Genomic DNA, 19,930 nt, shown 5'->3' with positions numbered 1-19,930 from the left:
GAAAATTATCCAGGCTGCTGCATATATTTACATGGTACGCTGAGTAGGAATGAGAGGTGATATTGTATGATATTTTATACGTCAGATCTTCATTTTGGACATGCAAATGCTATAAAATTTGATGAGAGACCATTTACAGATGTGGATGATATGGCTGATGGAATGATACATAACTGGAACAGCAGGGTAGGAAAGAATGATACAGTGTATATTCTCGGGGATTTCTGCTTTAAATTGAAAGATCCGGAGCCGATCCTTGCAAGACTTAAAGGACACAAGCGCCTCATCCTTGGCAATCACGATCAGGTAATAATGGGAAGTGAGAAGCTGCAGTCCTACTTCGACGATATACAGAAGATGGACTATGTGAGCGACAGAGGTAAGCTGATAGTTATGTGTCACTTTCCGATAGCTGAGTGGAATAAGAAGAAAAGCGGGGCATACCATTTCTATGGACATATCCACAAGAGCAGTCCTGAAGTGTACAGATTCATGACCGGCCAGGGACGTGCTTACAATGTAGGCTGCATGATCAACAACTACATGCCGTGCACCGCTGACGAGATCATCCGAAATAACGAGATATATCAAGCCAGATTACAGTCAGAGGCTAAATGATAAGAGGTATAAGGACGTATGTATATGTAACTGGCAACCTGTATTTTCAAGTTTTGTAATTCCACATGCTTCCAATAACTGCCGGAAGTAAAATCAGAATGCATCATGTAGCGAAAACATAGAAGTAAACGGAAAAGAAGGAATAAGGAGGAATTGTATAATTATGAAAATATTAAATGATATATAGTGTAATTTAATGCTATAAAAAACCAGCCCATAGGTGTTAACGAAAAAGTAGATTACCTCCGGGAAAGCATAATAAAAAGCCTACACGGTGGTGTTGAAAATCGGTAGCGCAGACCTTCCTGCCTTGGCATTTTCTTGCTAAGTCGCAGACCTCAACGTCCTTATCGAGGTCGGAGACGCATGCAGATAGAAAATGCCAAGGCAGGAAGAAGTCAAGTGTGATTTTCAACACCACCGTGTAGGCTTTTTGCGCTTTCCCGGATGGGCACAATCCCTCGTCAGCACCTATGGGCGTCCGTCTCAGCACCCATGGGCGTCCGGCAGTTAATTCTTGGGAGGCAGCGTAATGTAATTTCGATCCACCGCCTGGAACAGCTTCGGCCGGAAATTCTCCTTGGTAAGTTCGAATATGGAGTGTGACACCAGGAAGTAATAAGCCTCCACAGCCTGATCCACGTTGATACTCGTGATCTCCGGGCTGTTCAGGTATCCCTTGATGGCAACGGTGAGACCCATTACCAGATACTTACATATAATAAGAGGAGACAGCATAGGATTGTCAGGAATCTGATCCGTGTCAAATATCTTCAGGTGTTCTTTGAAGAAACTGGTGAACTGTTCGATCATGACCTGCTCAAAGCTGTTCTGCCCGGTTGTCTCAAAAAGCTTTCTGTAAAGCTTCGCTTCATTAATAATGTGTGTGAAGAGATATTTTATGGCCTCAAGGATCATGTTGTGCTCAAGCAGTACCTCCAGTTCCTTGGTCACCTCATTGTAGAGCATGTAATCCATCAGCTCATATTTGTCTTTAAAATGTCTGTAGAATATCGGTCTTGATATTCCGACGTCTTCAGCGATCATCGTGACAGTGATCTTATCAAAGGAATATTCGTTTACAAGCTTTTTGAAGCTTTTGATAATTTTATCTTCAGTCTTTTCCTCGCTTGGATTAGGCACTTTCCCAAACCTCCCTCAGTTTATAATTTGTTTATAATCAATTTTGAATATGTGTTCAAACGTTTGTTACAGATTAGCATATTTGTAACAAAATGTAAACGTTTTCGTATTTTGGGTAGTTTATTTAAGAAATATCAGGTTGTATAATCCACCACAGAATAGAAAAAGGAGATGTTATGGCTATGTTAAAACTAGGAGAAAAGATAGTAAGTGCGAGGGTCGTAATACTGATTCTCAGCTTAGTTCTTCTCATACCAGCGGCATACGGTTATATCAAGACCAGGGTAAACTACGATATTCTGTCATATCTTCCGAAGGATATCGAGACCATGAAAGGTCAGGATATACTGGTTGACCAGTTCGGTACAGGAGCCTTCTCACTGTATGTGGTAGAGGGGATGGAAGACAAAGATGTATCCGCACTGAAATCAAAGATTGAAAAAGTAGACCATGTATCAAAGGTTATATGGTATGACAGCTTTGCAGACCTGTCAGTCCCAAAGGATATGCTTCCTGAAAGCCTTTATGATGCATTTAACAATGACGAAAAGAATGCCACAATGATGGCCATCATATTTGATGATACCACATCGGCGGACGGCACAATGGATGCCATCGAGGAGATAAGAAGCATATCAAACAAGCAGTGCTTCCTGTCCGGTATGTCAGCGGTTGTCGTCGATACCAAGAAGCTGTCAGAGAAGGAGACCCCGATATACGTACTTATAGCGGTTATCCTGAGTAGTATCATCCTGGCGATCACAATGGACTCTATCATGATCCCGGTACTCTTCCTTACAAGTATAGGAATGGCGATCGTGTACAACCTTGGATCAAATATCTTCATGGGTCAGGTATCATACATAACAAAGGCGCTGGCTGCGGTACTTCAGCTCGGAGTTACAATGGATTACTCCATATTCCTGTGGCACAGCTACAAGGCACAGCAGAAGGAATACACGGATAAGAAAGAGGCTATGGCACACGCCATCGCAGAGACAATATCATCAGTTGTGGGAAGTTCCATAACAACAGTTGCCGGATTCGTTGCACTGTGCTTCATGAGCTTTACCCTCGGACTTGACCTTGGTATCGTCATGGCAAAGGGTGTCGTACTCGGAGTTATCGCATGTGTAACGATACTTCCATCACTCATCCTTGTGTTTGACAAGGCGATAGAGAAGACAACACACAGAGTAATACTTCCAGAGTTCAAGGGAGTAGGAAAATTCATAGCTAAGCACTACAAAGTATTCCTTGTATTGTTCGTGATCATCCTGATCCCTGCAATATACGGATACAATCATACAAAGGTTTATTACAAGCTGGATTCATCACTTCCAGACAGCCTGGAGAGTGTTCAGGCCAACACAGAGCTGGCTGAGGCATTCAACATGAATTCAACACATATGATACTTGTCACAAATGATCAGAGTGACAAGGACACAAGAAACATGATGTCAGATATCGAGAACATCGATGGAGTTAAGTTCTGTCTCGGACTTGACAGCATCATTGGAGCAGGTATTCCAACCGACTTCATACCTTCAGATGTCACAGAGGCGCTCAAGAGCGATGACTGGCAGCTGATACTCGTCGGATCAGAGTACGAGGTTGCTTCAGATGAGGTTAACAATCAGTGTACAGAGATCGATAATACCATCGATTCATACAACGAGAAGAACATGCTGGTTGGTGAGGCTCCTTGTACAAAGGATCTTATCACTATAACAGATAAGGATTTCGCATCTGTAAGTACAGTATCCATCGGAGCGATATTCATTATCATCCTCTGTGTATTCGGTTCAATATCACTGCCAATCGTACTTGTGGCAGTCATAGAGTTTGCGATATTCATCAATATGGGTATCCCATGCTTCACCGGAACAGAGATACCGTTCATAGCTTCAATAGTTATCGGTACTATCCAGCTCGGCGCGACGGTTGATTACGCCATACTGATGACAACGAAGTACAAGAGAAACAGACTGAACGGATACAGAAAGTTTGACGCCGTGGCAACAGCATGCCAGGAGTCAGTACAGTCTATAGTTGTCAGTGCACTTTCATTCTTCGCTGCAACATTTGGCGTAGGTCTTTACTCAGATATAGATATGATCAGCGCGCTGTGTACACTTATGGCTCGTGGAGCACTAATAAGTATGTGTGCAGTTATCCTGATGCTTCCATCAGCACTGATGCTCTTCGATAAGGTCATCATGTTCAGATACAGGAAGAACCTGATGGATGGACCATCAGCGAAGGTTAGCGATGAGGACACTGCAGCCACTCAGGTATAGCAGTTATAAACAGATGTAACTACGGAACTTTTGTAATCTATGAAAAGAGGTAATAATATGATCAAATGGAAGAAATATATATGCGTTGCATTATCAGCAGTTATGATGGCATCACTGGCAACAGGATGCGGAGATACAAATGACAGCTCATCCTCAGACAAGGCCGAGGCTACAACCGAGAGCGAGTCAGACACACTTCAGGATGCACTTACATCTGAGATATCCAAGGATGGCGCATCTGACGCAGACAAGGAAGAGACAGTATATGTCCTTGCCGATGCAAATGGAAATGCAAATGACGTTACAGTCAGCACATGGCTGAAGAACTCAGACGGTGCAGAGGGACTCAACGACAAGACAAACCTCACAGACATCCAGAACGTGAAGGGCTATGAGGAATACAAGGACAACGGCGATGGCACTATAACATGGGCTGCAAATGGATCAGATATCTACTATCAGGGCAAGTCAAATGAGGAGCTCCCTGTTGACGTAAAGGTAACATACAAGCTGGACGGCGAGGAGATAGAGCCTTCAGAGCTTGCAGGCAAGAGCGGTAAGGTCACCATCAGATTTGATTATACCAACAACACCAAGAAGACAGTCACAGTGGACAGCAAGAATACAGAGGTCATCTCACCATTTGTAATGCTCTCAGGAATGATCCTTCCTGTAGATAAGTTCTCAAACGTTCAGGTTGAGAATGGTAAGGTCATCTCAGAGGGAAGCAACCAGATCGTAGTCGGATATGCAGTTCCTGGATTCAAGCAGTGCTTACAGGATGGTATAAATGACAGCAAGATAGAGACAGCACTTGATAACATAGATGTACCTGATTATGTTGAGGTTACAGCGGATGTCACAGACTTCGAGCTCTCAATGACCATGACGGTTGCAGCAAGTGACCTTCTCGGATCAAGCGCAGAGGATGCCATAGACGAGGTTAAGGACAAGGCAGATGTGAGCTCACTCACAGACAGCGTAGATCAGCTCGGTGATTCTGCAGATCAGCTCGAGGAGGGTTCAGGAAAGATCACAAATGGTCTGGAGACTCTGAAGGATGGTACTTACTCACTGAAGAAGGGCGCTGACACACTGGCAGACGGTGCAGCTTCACTTGAGACTTACACAAGCCAGCTTGCAGCAGGTACTTCACAGATATCAACAGCCATGGGAACTCTGGACGATGGAATCAAGTCTATAAAGGATGGTTCATCAGCTCTCAACGATGGTGCAAAGACACTGGCAACAGGAGCAAAGACAGTCGATACAAGCGTTGGCACACTCAAGAGCGGAGCTGACAAGCTGAACAGTGGTGCAAAGGAACTTCAGGCAGGCTTTGAGGGAACGGACAGCAATCCTGGACTTTCCAAGGGCGCAAGCTCACTGGCATCAGGAGCAAGCAATGCATATGCAGGTTCACAGGCACTTGCAAAGGGCGCTACAGAGCTCAATAATGGTGTGAACACATTGATCACCATGCTGACAGGAATGCCATCACAGATCGTAAGCCAGGCTCAGTCAAATGTATACAGCCAGCTCGGCGGTTCCATAACAAGCGAGGCCGGAATAGATGCGGCTATGTCACAGCTTGAAGGAGCACTTGCATTAGGTAAGACTACTCTGGATGCGGCAAAGGGCGATGGAACATACGATGCATATTTTGCACAGTACACAGGCCTTGCAAAGGCAAAGGGTGCTCTCAATGCGATCGATCAGATAGGAACGACCCTCACAGCTACTTTGACTTCAGAGGAGACAACAGCACAGATAACAGCATTACAGCAGGGTGCTGAGACACTGGATACCAAGATGGGCGAGTTGTCAACAGGACTCAAGACCATCAGTGACGGTGCTTCAAGCATTTCAACAGGAATCGATTCCGCATATGCAGGTGTCAAGGCAATCGCAAAGGGAACCGGAGATCTCTCAAGTGGTGCAGCAGCACTCAAGAAGGGTACAAAGACTCTCAGCGATGGAGCAGCTACAATATCAACAAATATGAACACACTGTATCAGGGAAGCTTAACACTGGCAAATGGAAGCAGCCAGTTAAAGACAGCGGCAGGAACTCTTGATTCAAGTGCAGGCCAGATCGCAGCAGGAGCAAAGACCCTCAGTGATGGAGCATCACAGCTTGACAGCGGAAGCAAGACTCTGGATGACGGAGCAAAGGAGCTTGTAACAGGTTCAAAGACTCTCAGCGATGGAATGAAGCAGTTCAACGAAGAGGGTATCAAGAAGATCACAAAGCTGTTTGCAGGCAACTATCAGGCAGACATTGATTATATAGAGGCACTCTTCTCAGACGATACAACTTACACAAGTTTCACAGGTACGATCGATGGTACAAAGAGCACAGTTAAGTTCATATATGAGACAGGTGCGATCAAGTCTGACGCTGAAAAATAAGCGAAAAAACAATGAAAATCTTCGTGTTGACTTTACTGTAGCCTTAGGTTATAGTATAAGCGTCCGTGAGGATAATGGTAACATTTACTATAGTTTAGGAGGATTAGAACATGTTTGATAAGGTTAAGGCAATATTCGAGGAGCAGTTAGGAGTTTCACAGGACGAGATGAAGCTTGACACAAACTTCAAGGATGATCTTGGTGTTGATTCACTTGATCTTTACGAGATCGTTATGAAGCTTGAGGATGAGTTCGATGTTGAGATCCCTGCTGAGGAGCTCGATGACGTAGCTACATTTGAGGACGTACTTAACTACCTTAAGAGCAAGGGTGTTGAGGAGTAATATTGCTAACTGAACAGATTGGACTGTTTTGAATACATTTGTTATTCAAAGTTGTCATGTATCGGACATGACATAACTTTGGTAGCCAGCCAGGACATGAGTCCTGACTGACCATCCAAGGTTATATATATTATATGAGAGTTTATTTACAGCAGATGCTTTGAGCCGTGGGGCTTGATGGCATGTGCTTTTTTTGTGCGTTAATACACCGCCAAGCGACACCGGCATCTCCGAGCTTGCTCGGTAGATGTCGGTGTCATTTGGCGGTTAAGCGGTACATGAAACACCGAAGGCCGGCAGGCCGGAGTGTGAATGTACTGCGTCAGGTTGCGGGAGCACGAAGTGCGGAGCAACCTGGGGTATTAACGCACATAGTATTCGTGAGCCGTGCGACACAATCATCTCCGAGCTTGCTCGGTAGATGATTGCGTCATTAAACGCACATGCGGCATCTTGACCTTGCGATTTTGCGAGGCATGGCATATAATAGCAAATGACTTGTGATTTCAAAAGCCTGCATAGTGGCAGGATAGATATAAATATAGAAAATAAAGGTTAAAAGAAAGGAAAAAAGAAATGGGTAAGACAGCAGTTATATTCCCAGGTCAGGGCGCACAGTATGTGGGCATGGCAAAGGATTTTTATGACAGTTTTGAGGACAGCAAGAAGGTATTTGACGAGGCAGATGACGTTCTGGATATAGAGCTTAAGAAGATCTGTTTCGAGGAGAACGATGACATCAACAAGACAGAGTACACACAGCCGGCCATGGTTGCTGCAGAGGTTGCCATATATGAGCACCTGAAGAACGCAGGTCTCAAGGCTGATGTATTTGCAGGACTCTCACTCGGTGAGTACAGCGCACTTGTTGCAGCAGGAGCCATGACTCTCGCTGACGGCATCAAGACAGTTAGAAGAAGAGGTATCCTCATGCAGAACGAAGTACCTCTCGGAATGGGCGGAATGGCAGCAGTCATAGCAATGGACGCTGACAAGATTGCCGAGATATGTGAGAACACACCTGGCAAGGTACAGATAGCAAACTACAACTGTCCTGGACAGATCGTTATATCAGGTGAGGCAGAGGCTGTTAAGGCAGCATCAGCAGCACTTGCAGAGGCTGGAGCCAAGAGAGTTATCCCACTCAACGTAAGTGGTCCTTTCCACTCACAGATGCTTGTTCCAGCAGGAGAGAAGCTTTATGACTTCCTTCAGGGCGTGGATGTTGCAGAGGGATTTGCTCCTTACTACTGCAATGCAGACGCAGAGGAGATCACAGACGCAGCCAAGGTAAAAGAGCTTCTGAAGAGACAGGTGTACTCATCAGTAAGATGGCAGCAGACAATAGAGAACATGATAGCTGACGGTGTTGACACATTTATCGAGGTCGGCCCGGGCAAGACTCTCACAGGCTTCATGAAGAAGATCAACAGAGAGGTAAAGAGTATAAATATTGCAACTGTAGACGATTTAGCGAAATTGGAGGAACTGAATGCTTAAGGACAAGGTAGCAGTGGTAACAGGTGCCGGAAGAGGTATCGGACGTGAGATAGCAAAGACATTTGCCGGATACGGCGCAAAGGTAGTAGTAAACTTCAATGGCTCAGAGGAGCGCGCAAACAGCCTGGTTGAGGAGGTCAAGGCAGCAGGCGGAGAGGCAGTTGCTTTCAAGGCAAATGTGGCAGATTTCGCTGAGGCTGAGGCACTCATGAAGTTCGCAGTTGCTACATATGGAAGAATAGATATTCTCGTGAACAATGCGGGAATCACAAGAGACAATCTTGTACTTGGAATGAAGGAGGCTGATTTCGACGATGTTATCAATATCAACCTCAAGGGTACATTCAACTGTATCAAGCATGTGTACAGAACCATGATGAAGCAGAAGTACGGACGTATCATCAACATGTCATCCGTAGTAGGTATAGAGGGAAATGCTGGACAGGTGAACTACGCAGCATCCAAGGCTGGTGTTATAGGTATCACCAAGTCTATAGCCAAGGAGCTCGGAAGCCGTGGAATCACAGCGAACGCCATCGCTCCTGGATTCATCAAGACAGACATGACAGATGCACTCTCAGACAAGGCAAAGGAGGCTATGCTTGACCATATCACAGTCAAGAGACTTGGTGAAGTATCAGACATCGCTGAGACAGCAGCATTCCTTGCTTCAGATAAGGCATCATACATAACAGGTCAGGTCATCAAGGTTGACGGTGGCATGAGCCTGTAGAATATACAGATCACGATCTGGAATAATACAAATAGAAAACAGGGTATCGCAACAATGTTGTGATACCCTGTATCTGTAATATGAACATTATAAAGTTATGTTTTATTTCTTGTTCAGTTTGGAGAATTCCTTTGCAAGCCCAAGAAGCTGTGCGTGCTGATGTTCTGTCAACTGGGTTGTATCAATATACTTGGCACTTGAATCATCCCCTTTGAGAAGATAATCAGTGGAGCAGTTGAAATATTCAGCGATGCGGAGAATCATGCTCACAGACGGGTCGATGGAATTGTTCTCCCAATTGCTTATAGTCTGGAATGCCACTGATAACTCCCCTGCAAGCTCTTTCTGTGTCATCTTGTTCGCGGTGCGCAGTGTTCTTAATTGTTCACCTATCATAATAATCAGAGCTCCTTTAAATCCAAAAAAACGTAGTGACCCTCACTAATTAATAATAGCTGAATGGTATTGGGTTTACAAAAGATAAAACTATACTTATAATAGAAAAATGGCTTTTTTTGTCATATTTTGGGCATTTGTTATTGATCAGATGTACTCTGATAGTAATGTGTGCATGCCAGGTTGTTTTGATTCGTACAAATGTCATAATAAATCATTACAACAATTCTAGTACGTTGATTTTTCAACATACTAGAATACTAAAAAGTGGAATAATACTATAAGCGAACAATATATCAGAATATATCAGGAGGTAACGAACATGGGAATCATGAAGAATATCGCACAGTCAGAGGTACTTAAGCTCAAGGATCAGGTGGCATATCAGGAGGGACAGGTCGTAAGTAAGACACTTGCCCAGAATGTATGCATGAGTATAACCTTATTTGCATTTGACAAGGATGAGGAGATCAGCACACACGAGTCTGACGGAGATGCATTTGTGACATGCCTTGACGGTGTGGGCGAGGTGACAATAGACGGTGTCAAGTATGAACTCCACGAGGGCGAGTCAATAGTAATGCCTGCAAAGCATCCACATGCCGTATACGGCAAGGAGCAGTTCAAGATGCTTCTGGTGGTTGTGTTCCAGTTGTAATTGAATCACGGAGAAAACCAATGAAAAAAGCAATTGTGTTATTGATCGTAATGGTGTGTCTGGCAGCCGGAATATGGGGAATCTTCATGCTGAGAGGCAGCGCGGGGAAAGCCGGGGACCACGTAGAAAATGACAATGGAAATACAGGCGTAGCTGCTGATGTCACGGAGAGCGGAACTACGACAGAAGAGCAGACCGCGGATAGCCAGGAAACGACGGAGGTGACCGAGGAGGAGAAGCCGAGTCTGGTGGATGAGACACTTGCTGGGATGACGCTTCATGAAAAGGTCTGTCAGATGATGTTTGTGACTCCGGAGGAGCTCACGGGAGAGGACGGCGTGACAGTGGCAGGGGATGCGACCAGACAGGCTCTGGAGAATTATCCTGTTGGCGGTATCGTGTACTTTGCGAAGAACCTTGAGAGTCAGGATCAGGTGAAGGAGATGATCGACAACTCCCAGAAGTACAGCAGTATAGGATTATTTGTGGCGACCGACGAGGAGGGCGGCGTGGTAAACCGCCTGATGGATACTGTCGGAACCACATATATAGGCTCCATGTACTATTACAAGGACGACGGAGACGAAACGGCATATGAGAACGCATACACCATAGCAAATGATATGTCGGCGCTTGGCTTCAATCTCGACTTTGCGCCGGTGGCGGACGTGTGGTCGAACCCAGACAATACGGTTATCGGCGAGCGCGCATACAGTGATGACTACGCTCAGGCGGCAGAGCTCGTTGGAAATGCAGTGAAGGGCTTCAACGACGGAGGAGTCATGTGCACCCTGAAGCATTTCCCGGGGCATGGAGACACGGCGGAGGACTCACATTATAGCAGTGCCTATGTGCATAGAACAAAGGAAGAGATTATGGCGGATGAGATGCAGCCGTTCAGGTCGGGTATAGAGGCGGGGGCAGAATTTGTCATGGTCGGACATCTGATCGTCCCGGATATAGACGAGGTTCCAGCCACTCTCTCATACAAGATAGCGACCGGTATTCTCAGGGATGAACTGAAGTTTGAAGGAGTTGCCATAACCGATTCATTTGAGATGGAATCCATAGCGGACAATTACAGTGTGGATGATGCGGTAGTGATGTCGGTAAAAGCCGGAATGGATATGATACTGCAGCCGAAGGATATGGCGTCGGCGGTGAATTCCATAGAACAGGCAGTGGCGGACGGCGAGCTGTCAGAGGACAGGATAGACGAGAGCGTCCGAAGGATACTCACCCTGAAGGAGAGCCGCGGACTGCTCAAATAGCAAACTATGTAGTAATCAAAACTATTTAACCTTGTTATATATATTACATTGTGGTAAAATTATTTTTATCTGGGGTGCAAAAATGCACTGTCAGCAGATAGAATGAAAAATACGAGGTATGAGATGAAAAGAGTAGTTGTAACAGGCATGGGTGCTGTGACACCTATAGGAAACAGTGTAGAAGAATTCTGGGATAATATAAAGAAGAATACAGTTGGTATCGGAGAGATCACAAAGTTTGATGTCAGCGATTACAAGTGCAAGCTTGCTGCTGAGGTGAAGAACTTTGATCCAAAGCAGTATATGGATCCAAAGGCGGCAAGACGTATGGAGCCATTTTGTCAGTATGCCATAGCAGCTACAGGCGAGGCGATCAAGGATGCAGGTCTTGACCTTGAGAAGGAAGACAGAACAAGGATCGGAACATGTATAGGAAACGGACTTGGCGGTGTGGCAACCATAGAGAAGGAGCACAAGAAGGTTGTAGAGGGCAAAGCGAACAGAGTCAGTGTAATGATGGTTCCTATGATGATATCCAACATGGCTGCGGGCAATGTTGCAATACAGTTTGGCCTTGAGGGCAAATGTACTGACATAGTTACAGCCTGTGCCACAGGAACAAACTCTATAGGAGAGGCTTACAGATATATACAGGCAGGAGAGGCCGATGTCATGGTTGCAGGTGGTGCAGAGTCACCTATCTGTGAGACAAATGTATCAGGATTTATCTCAATGACAGCACTTTCAAGTGCAGAGGATCCTATGAGAGCGTCCATACCATTTGACAAGGACAGATGTGGATTCGTAATAGCAGAGGGCGCAGGAGTTGTTGTACTTGAGTCACTTGAGCATGCTCAGGCGAGAGGTGCCCAGATCCTGGCTGAGGTAGTCGGATATGGTTCAACCTGTGATGCATATCACATCACATCCCCTAAGGAGGACGGAAGTGGTGCAGGACGTGCCATGAAGCTTGCCATGGAGGAGGCCGGAATCACACCTGCTGACGTTGACTACATCAACGCACATGGAACAAGTACCCATCACAATGACCTCTTTGAGACAAGAGCCATCAAGTATGCTATGGGCGATGACGCATACAACGTGAACATCAATTCCACAAAGTCCATGATAGGACATCTGTTTGGAGCTGCCGGAGCAGTTGAGTTCATAACATGTGTGAAGTCCATAGAGGATTCATACATCCATCCAACAGTTGGTCTCCGCGAGACAGAGGGTGAGATGGATCTCAACTACACCATGGGCGAGGGTGTACACAAGGATATTACATATGCGCTCAGCAACTCACTGGGATTTGGCGGACACAACGCAAGTATACTTGTGAAGAAGTTCGAGGCATAATACAGGCAGGATTACTGATAATTACATATAACAGGAAAACATCACTTCAGACACAGGGGTGATGTTTTTTTGTGCGCTGTCCCAGGTTAATAAAATAAATATTTGGGGGACATAAACTAATAAAACCACAAAACAACACAAAAAAACATGAAAAACAAATGAAAACCAGAAAAACCCACAAAATGTGTTGACAATCCCACATGGCGTGGCTATGATACAAAGCAAAACAGAAGCGCGTATCTGATTTTAGAGTGCAAAGGGGCACGGAGATAGAACTGTAAAGTTTCATCTCTGTGCCCCTTTTGTTTTAACAGGGAAATCTTTTGGAGGTGGAATATGGCTACTAAATCAAGCATTATGGACACTAACAGCTACAGTGATGACTACAGTTCACTGCTCAGTAACACGACAAGGGATATGATAAACCGCCGTGAGAAATGGATGGGTGGCGCATACAGACTTTTCTATAGAAAGCCGGTCAACCTTGTGAGAGGACAGGGACAGTACCTCTGGGATGCAGAGGGGAATAAATATCTGGACATGTACAACAATGTGGCAGGAATCGGTCATTGCCATCCTGCTGTGGTCGAGGCAGTTACAGAGCAGATGAAGCTTTTAAATACCCACACACGTTATCTGCATGAGAGGATCATTGATTACAGTGAGGATCTGCTGAAGATGATGCCGGACGAGATAGACAAGATAATGTTCATGTGTACCGGTTCTGAGGCAAATGACCTGGCACTTAGAGTGGCACAGGAATACACGGGCGGCACCGGAATCATAGTTTCAAGGGAGGCGTACCACGGAACAAGTGCTCTGACATCGGGATGTTCACCGGCTCTTGGAAGTGAGCAGCCACTGCTTCCGAATGTAAGACTCATTGAGACACCTGACTATTACAGACATGGCTGTACACCTGAGGAGTTCACCGCATGGTACTCAGGAGAGATGCAGAAGAAGATCGATGAGCTGGAGGCAGCAGGATATAAGTTCTCATGCTTCCTTGCAGATTCTATATTCTCATCAGATGGAGTACATCCGAATCCGGTCGGTTTCCTGAAGGTGGCCATCGACGTGGTTCATAAGAATGGCGGTGTGTTCATCGCCGATGAGGTACAGCCGGGATTTGCAAGAACGGGAGATGCGTTCTGGGGATTTGCCAGACATGGAATCATACCTGACATGGTGACAACAGGAAAGCCTATGGGTAACGGAATTCCGATCTCAGGACTTGCCGCCAAGCATGAGGTGCTCGCCGCATTCAGCGACAAACTTCCATATTTCAATACATTTGGAGGAAATCCAGTGGCTATCGCAGCCGCACAGGCTGTGCTTAATGTCATAAAAGAAGAAAAGCTGCAGGAGCATTGCAAGGTGGTCGGTGCAAAGCTTCTGAAAGCATTGCAGGAGGTAAAGGACAGACATCCTGATTCTGTGGGAGACGTCAGAGGCGCAGGCCTGTTCATTGGATTTGAGCTTGCGAAGAATGACGGCAAGAAGACTCCGGATCAGCAGAAGGCACTGGATGCCATCGAACTTCTGCGAGACAACAATGTACTGACTTCTGTTGCAGGCCCTTATGGAAATGTCTTAAAGCTTCGTCCGCCTATGGCATTCCAGGAGTGCGATATCGACTGGATAGCATCAACCCTCGATAAATGTCTGCATCAGCTTGAGTCATAGATAACACACGAAAAGGAGGAAGAATTATGAAAAAGAAGATTTGTTCAATACTTTTGGCAGCCGCGCTGGCACTTACGGTGACTGCGTGTGGAAGCTCTGGAGGAAGTACAGATGGGAGCACACAGGCAGTGACAACAAGCTCTGAGTCCAAGACGGACAAGGACACACTGGTGATCCTGGGAGCAGAGAACTGGCAGGCATCACTCAGCCCACTGAAGCACACTTCCACGATGATGCTTCACGCAGAGGCCATAGCTCTGGAACATCTACTGGTCATGGATGAGAAGACACAGGAGCCACAGCCTAATCTTGCTACTGAGTGGTCATATGACGACAGTCAGACAGTCCTGACGGTCAAGCTCCGTGAGGGCGTAAAGTTCCACGACGGTTCAGACTTTACCGCAGAGGATGCCGCAGCATCATGTGAGGCATATTCAAGCTCACAGAACGTATCCGGTTCATGGTGGGCAGATGAGTTAAAGTGTAAGGTCATCGACGATTATACATTTACCATAACTCCGGCATCGGGAAAGCCTCTTGGCTCTCTGGTCAACATGCTTTGTTCAACTCCGATAATGTCCGCTGACGATCTTGCAGATCCTGAGAACACTCTGGATAAGAGATACAACGGAACCGGCCCATACAAGATGGTAAGCTTTGAGAACGATACAGCGACATATGAGCTGTTCGACGATTACTGGGGAACTCTTCCTAAGATAAAGAAGATCGAGTACAAGTACGTTGCGGATGCCACAACACGTCTGTCAGCACTGCAGTCAGGTGAGGCCGATGTCATCGAGCGTGTTGATTCCGATGCGGTGTCTGTGCTTGAGTCAGACAGCAATATCGTGGTTGACAAGTTCCTCACCACAGAGTGTAAGCACCTTATTCCAAAGTTCAAGATGCCGCCTATGAATGAGAAGCTCGTCAGAAAGGCGATAGCCTACGCGATCGATTATGACGGAATCGTAAATGATATATTTGGCGGATATGCAGAGAAGGCAGACAGCTTTATCTCCTCAACTATATGGGGCTACAAGGCTGTAGGTGGTGTCGGCGAGTACGATCCTGAGAAGGCTGCAGAGTGCCTGAAGGAAGCCGGCTATGAGAATGGCGAGGGTCTTCCAGAGCTCAACATCTACACATCCGTTGGTTTTTACCCTAAGACAAAGGAATATTACGAGTACATTGCAGCTTGTTTACAGGCTGTCGGTATCAACTGTAAGGTCGTTCCACTTGATACTTCATCATGGGGCGATGTGTTATATGAAGAAACTCCTTGCTACATGATCGACTGTGGATGGCAGCCATCAGGTATCGAGCCTGAGCTGAAGCTGAATTCATGGTATGCAGCAGGTCGAATCAGCCACTATGAGCCTACGGCAGAGCTTCAGGACATCATGGACAGATTCGCAACTGAGACAGACCCAGATAAGAGAAAGCAGATCCTTCAGGACGAGTACCTTCCGGCCCTGGCAGAGGAGATGCCTGATATCCCTATCATCAAGTCCATGACTATCTTCGGAGTAAGATCAAATGTCAAAGGTCTTGAGTACACAAGTGGTGCAGATTATATCTTCACAAATGTCACAAAAGAGTAAGCGCATAGCAATATATTAGATTCACAAAAAGGGGCTGCATGTGTAAGGATACAGCATGTGGCCCTTTTTAAGAAGGGAGGAAATCAAAGTGCTGGGAACCGTTTTAAAAAGACTTGCACAGGGCATTTTTGTTACCTTTTGCGTTATATTTATCAGCTTTGTAATACTTCGAATGATACCGGGAGATCCGGCGAAGGTCATGGCTCCGACAGCAACAGTAGAACAGCAGCAGGCGATCAGAGACAGTATGGGACTGGAAAAGTCCATCCCAGAGCAGTTTAAAATGTACATGGTGAATCTGTTCCACGGAGATCTTGGAGAGTCCTATTTCAAGAGCGATACAGTCCTGAATGTTATGGAGCAGGCCACACCTTTATCATTGATACTGCTGATATCTTCAGTGGTCATATCGATCATATTATCCCTGATCCTGGGAACCATCGCAGGACTAAATGGAAATAAATGGGAAGATCGTCTCATCTCGAGTATTGCGGTACTGTTCCAGTCAATGCCTAACTACTGGGTATCCTCCGTGTTGATCATTATTTTCTCAGTCAGACTTGGACTGCTGCCGTCAATGGATTATTCAGGACCTGCATCCTGCGTGCTCCCGACAGTTGCACTGGCACTCCCGCTCACGGCGGTGCTTACCAAGGTGGTGCGTTCCTCACTGATAGACAGCTACAATCAGGAATTTGTCAAGGTTGCATATGCGAGAGGAATATCGACAGTGGCGATATATTTCAAATACGCACTCAGGAATTCACTTATCCCTGTACTGATATCCCTAGGAACACAGCTTGGCTTTCTGGTAGGAAGTATCGTTGTTGTCGAGTATGTATTTAACTTCCCGGGAATCGGATACACGGTGTTAAATGCGATCCTTCGAAGAGATTACAACCTGGTTCAGGGAATTATCATTCTGTTTTCCGTATTCTTTATTGTTTTGAATATTGCCATTGATCTTGGAAGTATCCGTCTTGATCCACGAATGAGAAAAGCACAGGGAGGACTGTAATTATGAAGAAAAAAAGTAAATTTAGATCAGTCCTTCAGTGGATTGGTAAAAACAAATTATTTACACTTGGAATCATTATTGTAGGAATCTATCTCCTTGCCGGAATCTTTGCGCCGCTCATCGCGCCGTCGGACCCGGGCAAGGCAAACCCATCCATCAGATTATTGAAACCGTTTCAGGATCCGGCACACTGGCTGGGAACTGATGCCATAGGACGTGATCTGTTCTCGAGACTTTTGTATGGGATCCGTACCTCAGTCATAATTGGTTTCTGCAGCGTTCTGCTGGCCGCCATCATAGGACTGATAGTCGGAATCATATCCGGTCTCACAAGTCCGGGACCTCTGGATTCAGTGCTGATGAGAATCACCGATGTACAGATGGGATTCCCATTTATCGTACTTGCCATGATCGCACTCACACTGTTCGCACCGAATGAGGTGTCGGTAACCATAGTGCTGAGTCTGGCACTGTGGCCGGCCTATGCGAGAACGGTGCGGTCAAATGTAATACCCCAGAAGAGCACAGATTATATCGCAGCGGCAAAGCTCATGGGGGCGAGCTCATGGAGGATATCCACGAAGTATATCGGCAAGAATCTGATCCCTGCCATGCTTCCTCTCATACCGCTTGATATCGCCGGAATGATCATCAACGAGAGCTTGCTCAGCTACATGTCACTCGGTATAAATCCGCCAAAGATATCCCTTGGAAACATAATGTCCGATGCCCGTGGCTATATTGCATCTGATGCATGGTATATCATGATCCCCGGCATCGTTCTTATCATCATGGTTCTCGGACTGAATTTTATCGGTGACAATCTTCAGGTTCATTTCGATCCAAAGCTTCGCAAATAGGAGGATAACAGTATGGATAATAATACAGAAAAAGATACAGATGTGATCCTTGAGGTAAAGGATTTAAAGACCTATTTCAAGACCGGTCCGCACAAAGTCGTGAAAGCAGTTGAGGGAGTCAACTTCTCACTGCGGAAGGGCAAGGTGCTTGGAATAATAGGAGAGAGTGGTTCCGGCAAGAGCGTGACGGCGAGATCGATACTGAGGATCGTGGAATCTCCGGGTTACATAGCAGGCGGCGAGATCAGGTTCAAAGGTCAGGATATACTGAAGCTCCCGGAGAAGGAGATGAAGAGCATCCGTGGAAATGAGATCTCCATGATATTCCAGGATCCTACTACATCGTTCAATCCCTACATGACAATTGGAGCACAGCTTGCCGAGGCCTATAACGCACATACCCCATCGGGTTCAGAAAAGGCAAAACAGGAGATAATGAGAGTTCTCAAGCTTGTCGGAATAACCAACGGCGAGGAGGTCATAAAGAAATACCCGTGTGAGTTCTCAGCGGGTTTCAGACAGAGGATATTCATAGCGATGTCAATGATATTGTACCCGGATCTGCTCATAGCGGACGAGCCTACAACAAGTCTTGGAATCACCATTCAGGCGGAGATCATCGAAGCCCTCAGTGAGGTGCAGAAGCAGACCGGCATCTCCATCATGATAATCACCCACGACTTTGGCGTGGTGTCCCAGTTCTCAGACGACATATTTGTCATGTATGCGGGAAGATGCGTGGAGTCGGCATCCAAGAAGAATCTGCTCAGAAATCCAAAGCATCCTTATACGGTTGGACTTATCCGTTCTGTTCCGCTTCTCGAGGCTCGTAAGACGAAGAGACTGAAATCCATTCCGGGATTCCCGCCGGATATGTCAAATGTCCCGGAGGGATGCCCATTTGCTTCCCGTTGTGAATATGCGAAAGATATATGTCATAAAGAGGTGCCGGCACTGAAACCGGTTGGAGAGGGACATATGTGTGCCTGCCATTTCCCACTGGATTATGACATTAACGAAGATACAGAATTGGGGTGATCATATGAAGGATATAGTATTATCTTGCGATAATCTGCTGAAGCAGTATCCGGTGAAAAAGGGAATGTTCAACAAGGTTGTCGGACAGAAGAACATAGTCGACCATGTCTCGCTGGAGCTGGAAAAGGGCAAGACACTTGCGATCGTCGGAGAGTCGGGCTGTGGCAAGACGGTGCTGACGAGAGTCCTGTTGGGAATTGAGGACAAGACGGACGGAAGTATCGTATTTGAAGGAAAATCCGTGGATGATATGACGCCCCAGGAAAAGAGCGATATGAAGGCAAAGATACAGATGATCTTTCAGGACACTCTGGGATCGCTGCATCCGAGAATGAGTATCCGTGAATCACTTGAGGAGCCATTGATCCTGAATGGAGTGAAGGACAAGGAGGAGAGGGAGAAGATCATTCTGGACACACTTTCACAGGTTGGAATGGCACCGATGTTCCTTGACAGATATCCGCATCAGTTATCCGGTGGACAGAGACAGAGGATAATCATAGCGCGGTGTCTGGTCGTCACACCGAAGATCATATTTGCCGATGAGCCTATATCGGCACTGGACGTGTCATTGCAGGCACAGGTCATAAATATGCTGATGGATCTGCAGGACAAATATAAGTTGTCCATGCTGCTGATCGCCCACGATCTGGCTGTGGTGAGACAGATCGCGGATCAGATAAAGATCATGTATTTCGGAGAGATAGTCGAGAGTGCACCGAGCAGCGAGATATACAAGAATGCGCAGCACCCATATACAAAGGTTCTGCTCAAGGCGGCTCCGAGTATAAGCAAGGGACTTGAGGATGCGGGATTTGACATAGACCTTAAGCCAGGTGATATACCTGATCCGGCAAAGCCGATGCCGGGATGTCCGTTCTGTACACGCTGTATATATGCGGATGAACGTTGTATGAAGGAGCGCCCGGAGGAGACAGAGGTATCACCGGGACATACGGTTCGCTGTCACAAGGCAGGACAGATATAACAGAG

General features: G+C 46.2%; 17 protein-coding genes. 15 read left to right on the top strand and 2 right to left on the bottom strand.

Annotated elements, in window-relative coordinates; translation table 11 throughout:
• The first annotated feature begins 66 nt into the window (after positions 1-66).
• Positions 67-618 carry a metallophosphoesterase family protein gene (locus tag DXD11_RS10670; RefSeq protein WP_022216994.1) on the top strand — a complete coding sequence of 184 codons (552 nt, stop codon included), beginning with the start codon at positions 67-69 and terminating at the stop codon, positions 616-618.
• Positions 619-1,128: 510 nt separating this feature from the next.
• On the opposite strand, the gene DXD11_RS10665 is transcribed toward DXD11_RS10670, so the two are convergent.
• Complete coding sequence (locus tag DXD11_RS10665) at positions 1,129-1,761, bottom strand: TetR/AcrR family transcriptional regulator (RefSeq protein WP_118649611.1); 633 nt, start codon at positions 1,759-1,761, stop codon at positions 1,129-1,131.
• A 182-nt stretch (positions 1,762-1,943) separates the two neighbouring features.
• Here DXD11_RS10665 and DXD11_RS10660 point away from each other — a divergent pair, with 182 nt between their 5' ends.
• The 5 genes from DXD11_RS10660 (at position 1,944) to fabG (ending at position 9,050) form a co-directional block, all read left to right on the top strand.
• Positions 1,944-4,061 (top strand): efflux RND transporter permease subunit, encoded by a 2,118-nt coding sequence (locus DXD11_RS10660; protein ID WP_118758411.1) that lies wholly within the window; start codon positions 1,944-1,946, stop codon positions 4,059-4,061.
• Positions 4,062-4,118: 57 nt separating this feature from the next.
• Positions 4,119-6,473, top strand: a complete 2,355-nt coding sequence (locus tag DXD11_RS10655; RefSeq protein ID WP_118758364.1) for a hypothetical protein — start codon at positions 4,119-4,121, stop codon at positions 6,471-6,473.
• 110 nt (positions 6,474-6,583) lie between these two features.
• Positions 6,584-6,817: an acyl carrier protein gene (gene acpP / locus DXD11_RS10650; protein WP_022216990.1), complete on the top strand. Its 234-nt coding sequence runs from the start codon at positions 6,584-6,586 to the stop codon at positions 6,815-6,817.
• A 576-nt stretch (positions 6,818-7,393) separates the two neighbouring features.
• Entirely contained in the window at positions 7,394-8,317 is a 924-nt protein-coding gene (gene fabD / locus DXD11_RS10645) for an ACP S-malonyltransferase (protein ID WP_015534623.1), read from the top strand.
• A complete protein-coding gene (gene fabG, locus DXD11_RS10640) occupies positions 8,310-9,050 on the top strand; it encodes a 3-oxoacyl-[acyl-carrier-protein] reductase (protein WP_055224018.1) in 741 nt (246 codons plus the stop codon). Before fabD ends, fabG begins: the two co-directional genes overlap by 8 nt.
• Positions 9,051-9,152: 102 nt before the next feature.
• Here fabG and DXD11_RS10635 read toward each other — a convergent pair whose 3' ends face one another.
• A complete protein-coding gene (locus tag DXD11_RS10635; protein ID WP_015534624.1) occupies positions 9,153-9,446 on the bottom strand; it encodes a helix-turn-helix domain-containing protein in 294 nt (97 codons plus the stop codon).
• A gap of 322 nt (positions 9,447-9,768) precedes the next feature.
• On the opposite strand from DXD11_RS10635, the gene DXD11_RS10630 reads away from it, so the two are divergent.
• The 9 genes from DXD11_RS10630 to DXD11_RS10590 all read left to right on the top strand — a co-directional run bounded on the left by DXD11_RS10630 (position 9,769) and on the right by DXD11_RS10590 (position 19,925).
• Entirely contained in the window at positions 9,769-10,104 is a 336-nt protein-coding gene (locus tag DXD11_RS10630) for a cupin domain-containing protein (protein WP_022216987.1), read from the top strand.
• Between the two features lie 20 nt (positions 10,105-10,124).
• Positions 10,125-11,375 (top strand): glycoside hydrolase family 3 protein, encoded by a 1,251-nt coding sequence (locus DXD11_RS10625; protein WP_117550190.1) that lies wholly within the window; start codon positions 10,125-10,127, stop codon positions 11,373-11,375.
• A gap of 123 nt (positions 11,376-11,498) precedes the next feature.
• Positions 11,499-12,734 carry a beta-ketoacyl-ACP synthase II gene (fabF, locus tag DXD11_RS10620; RefSeq protein WP_022216985.1) on the top strand — a complete coding sequence of 412 codons (1,236 nt, stop codon included), beginning with the start codon at positions 11,499-11,501 and terminating at the stop codon, positions 12,732-12,734.
• Positions 12,735-13,070: 336 nt separating this feature from the next.
• Positions 13,071-14,420 carry an aspartate aminotransferase family protein gene (locus tag DXD11_RS10615; RefSeq protein WP_118016940.1) on the top strand — a complete coding sequence of 450 codons (1,350 nt, stop codon included), beginning with the start codon at positions 13,071-13,073 and terminating at the stop codon, positions 14,418-14,420.
• Between the two features lie 26 nt (positions 14,421-14,446).
• Complete coding sequence (locus DXD11_RS10610) at positions 14,447-16,021, top strand: ABC transporter substrate-binding protein (RefSeq protein ID WP_015534629.1); 1,575 nt, start codon at positions 14,447-14,449, stop codon at positions 16,019-16,021.
• Positions 16,022-16,109: 88 nt separating this feature from the next.
• Positions 16,110-17,039 carry an ABC transporter permease gene (locus DXD11_RS10605; protein ID WP_055145097.1) on the top strand — a complete coding sequence of 310 codons (930 nt, stop codon included), beginning with the start codon at positions 16,110-16,112 and terminating at the stop codon, positions 17,037-17,039.
• Between the two features lie 2 nt (positions 17,040-17,041).
• A complete protein-coding gene (locus DXD11_RS10600) occupies positions 17,042-17,899 on the top strand; it encodes an ABC transporter permease (RefSeq protein WP_117550193.1) in 858 nt (285 codons plus the stop codon).
• Positions 17,900-17,911: 12 nt separating this feature from the next.
• Complete coding sequence (locus tag DXD11_RS10595; RefSeq protein ID WP_118016939.1) at positions 17,912-18,937, top strand: ABC transporter ATP-binding protein; 1,026 nt, start codon at positions 17,912-17,914, stop codon at positions 18,935-18,937.
• A gap of 4 nt (positions 18,938-18,941) precedes the next feature.
• Positions 18,942-19,925: an ABC transporter ATP-binding protein gene (locus tag DXD11_RS10590; protein ID WP_015534632.1), complete on the top strand. Its 984-nt coding sequence runs from the start codon at positions 18,942-18,944 to the stop codon at positions 19,923-19,925.
• Positions 19,926-19,930: the final 5 nt, after the last annotated feature.

Source organism: Coprococcus sp. TF11-13 (assembly GCF_003481085.1).
GTDB classification, from domain to species: domain Bacteria; phylum Bacillota; class Clostridia; order Lachnospirales; family Lachnospiraceae; genus Coprococcus; species Coprococcus aceti.
Note: the sequence above shows the minus strand (reverse complement) of the source record. Positions and strands in the feature narration are given on the sequence as shown.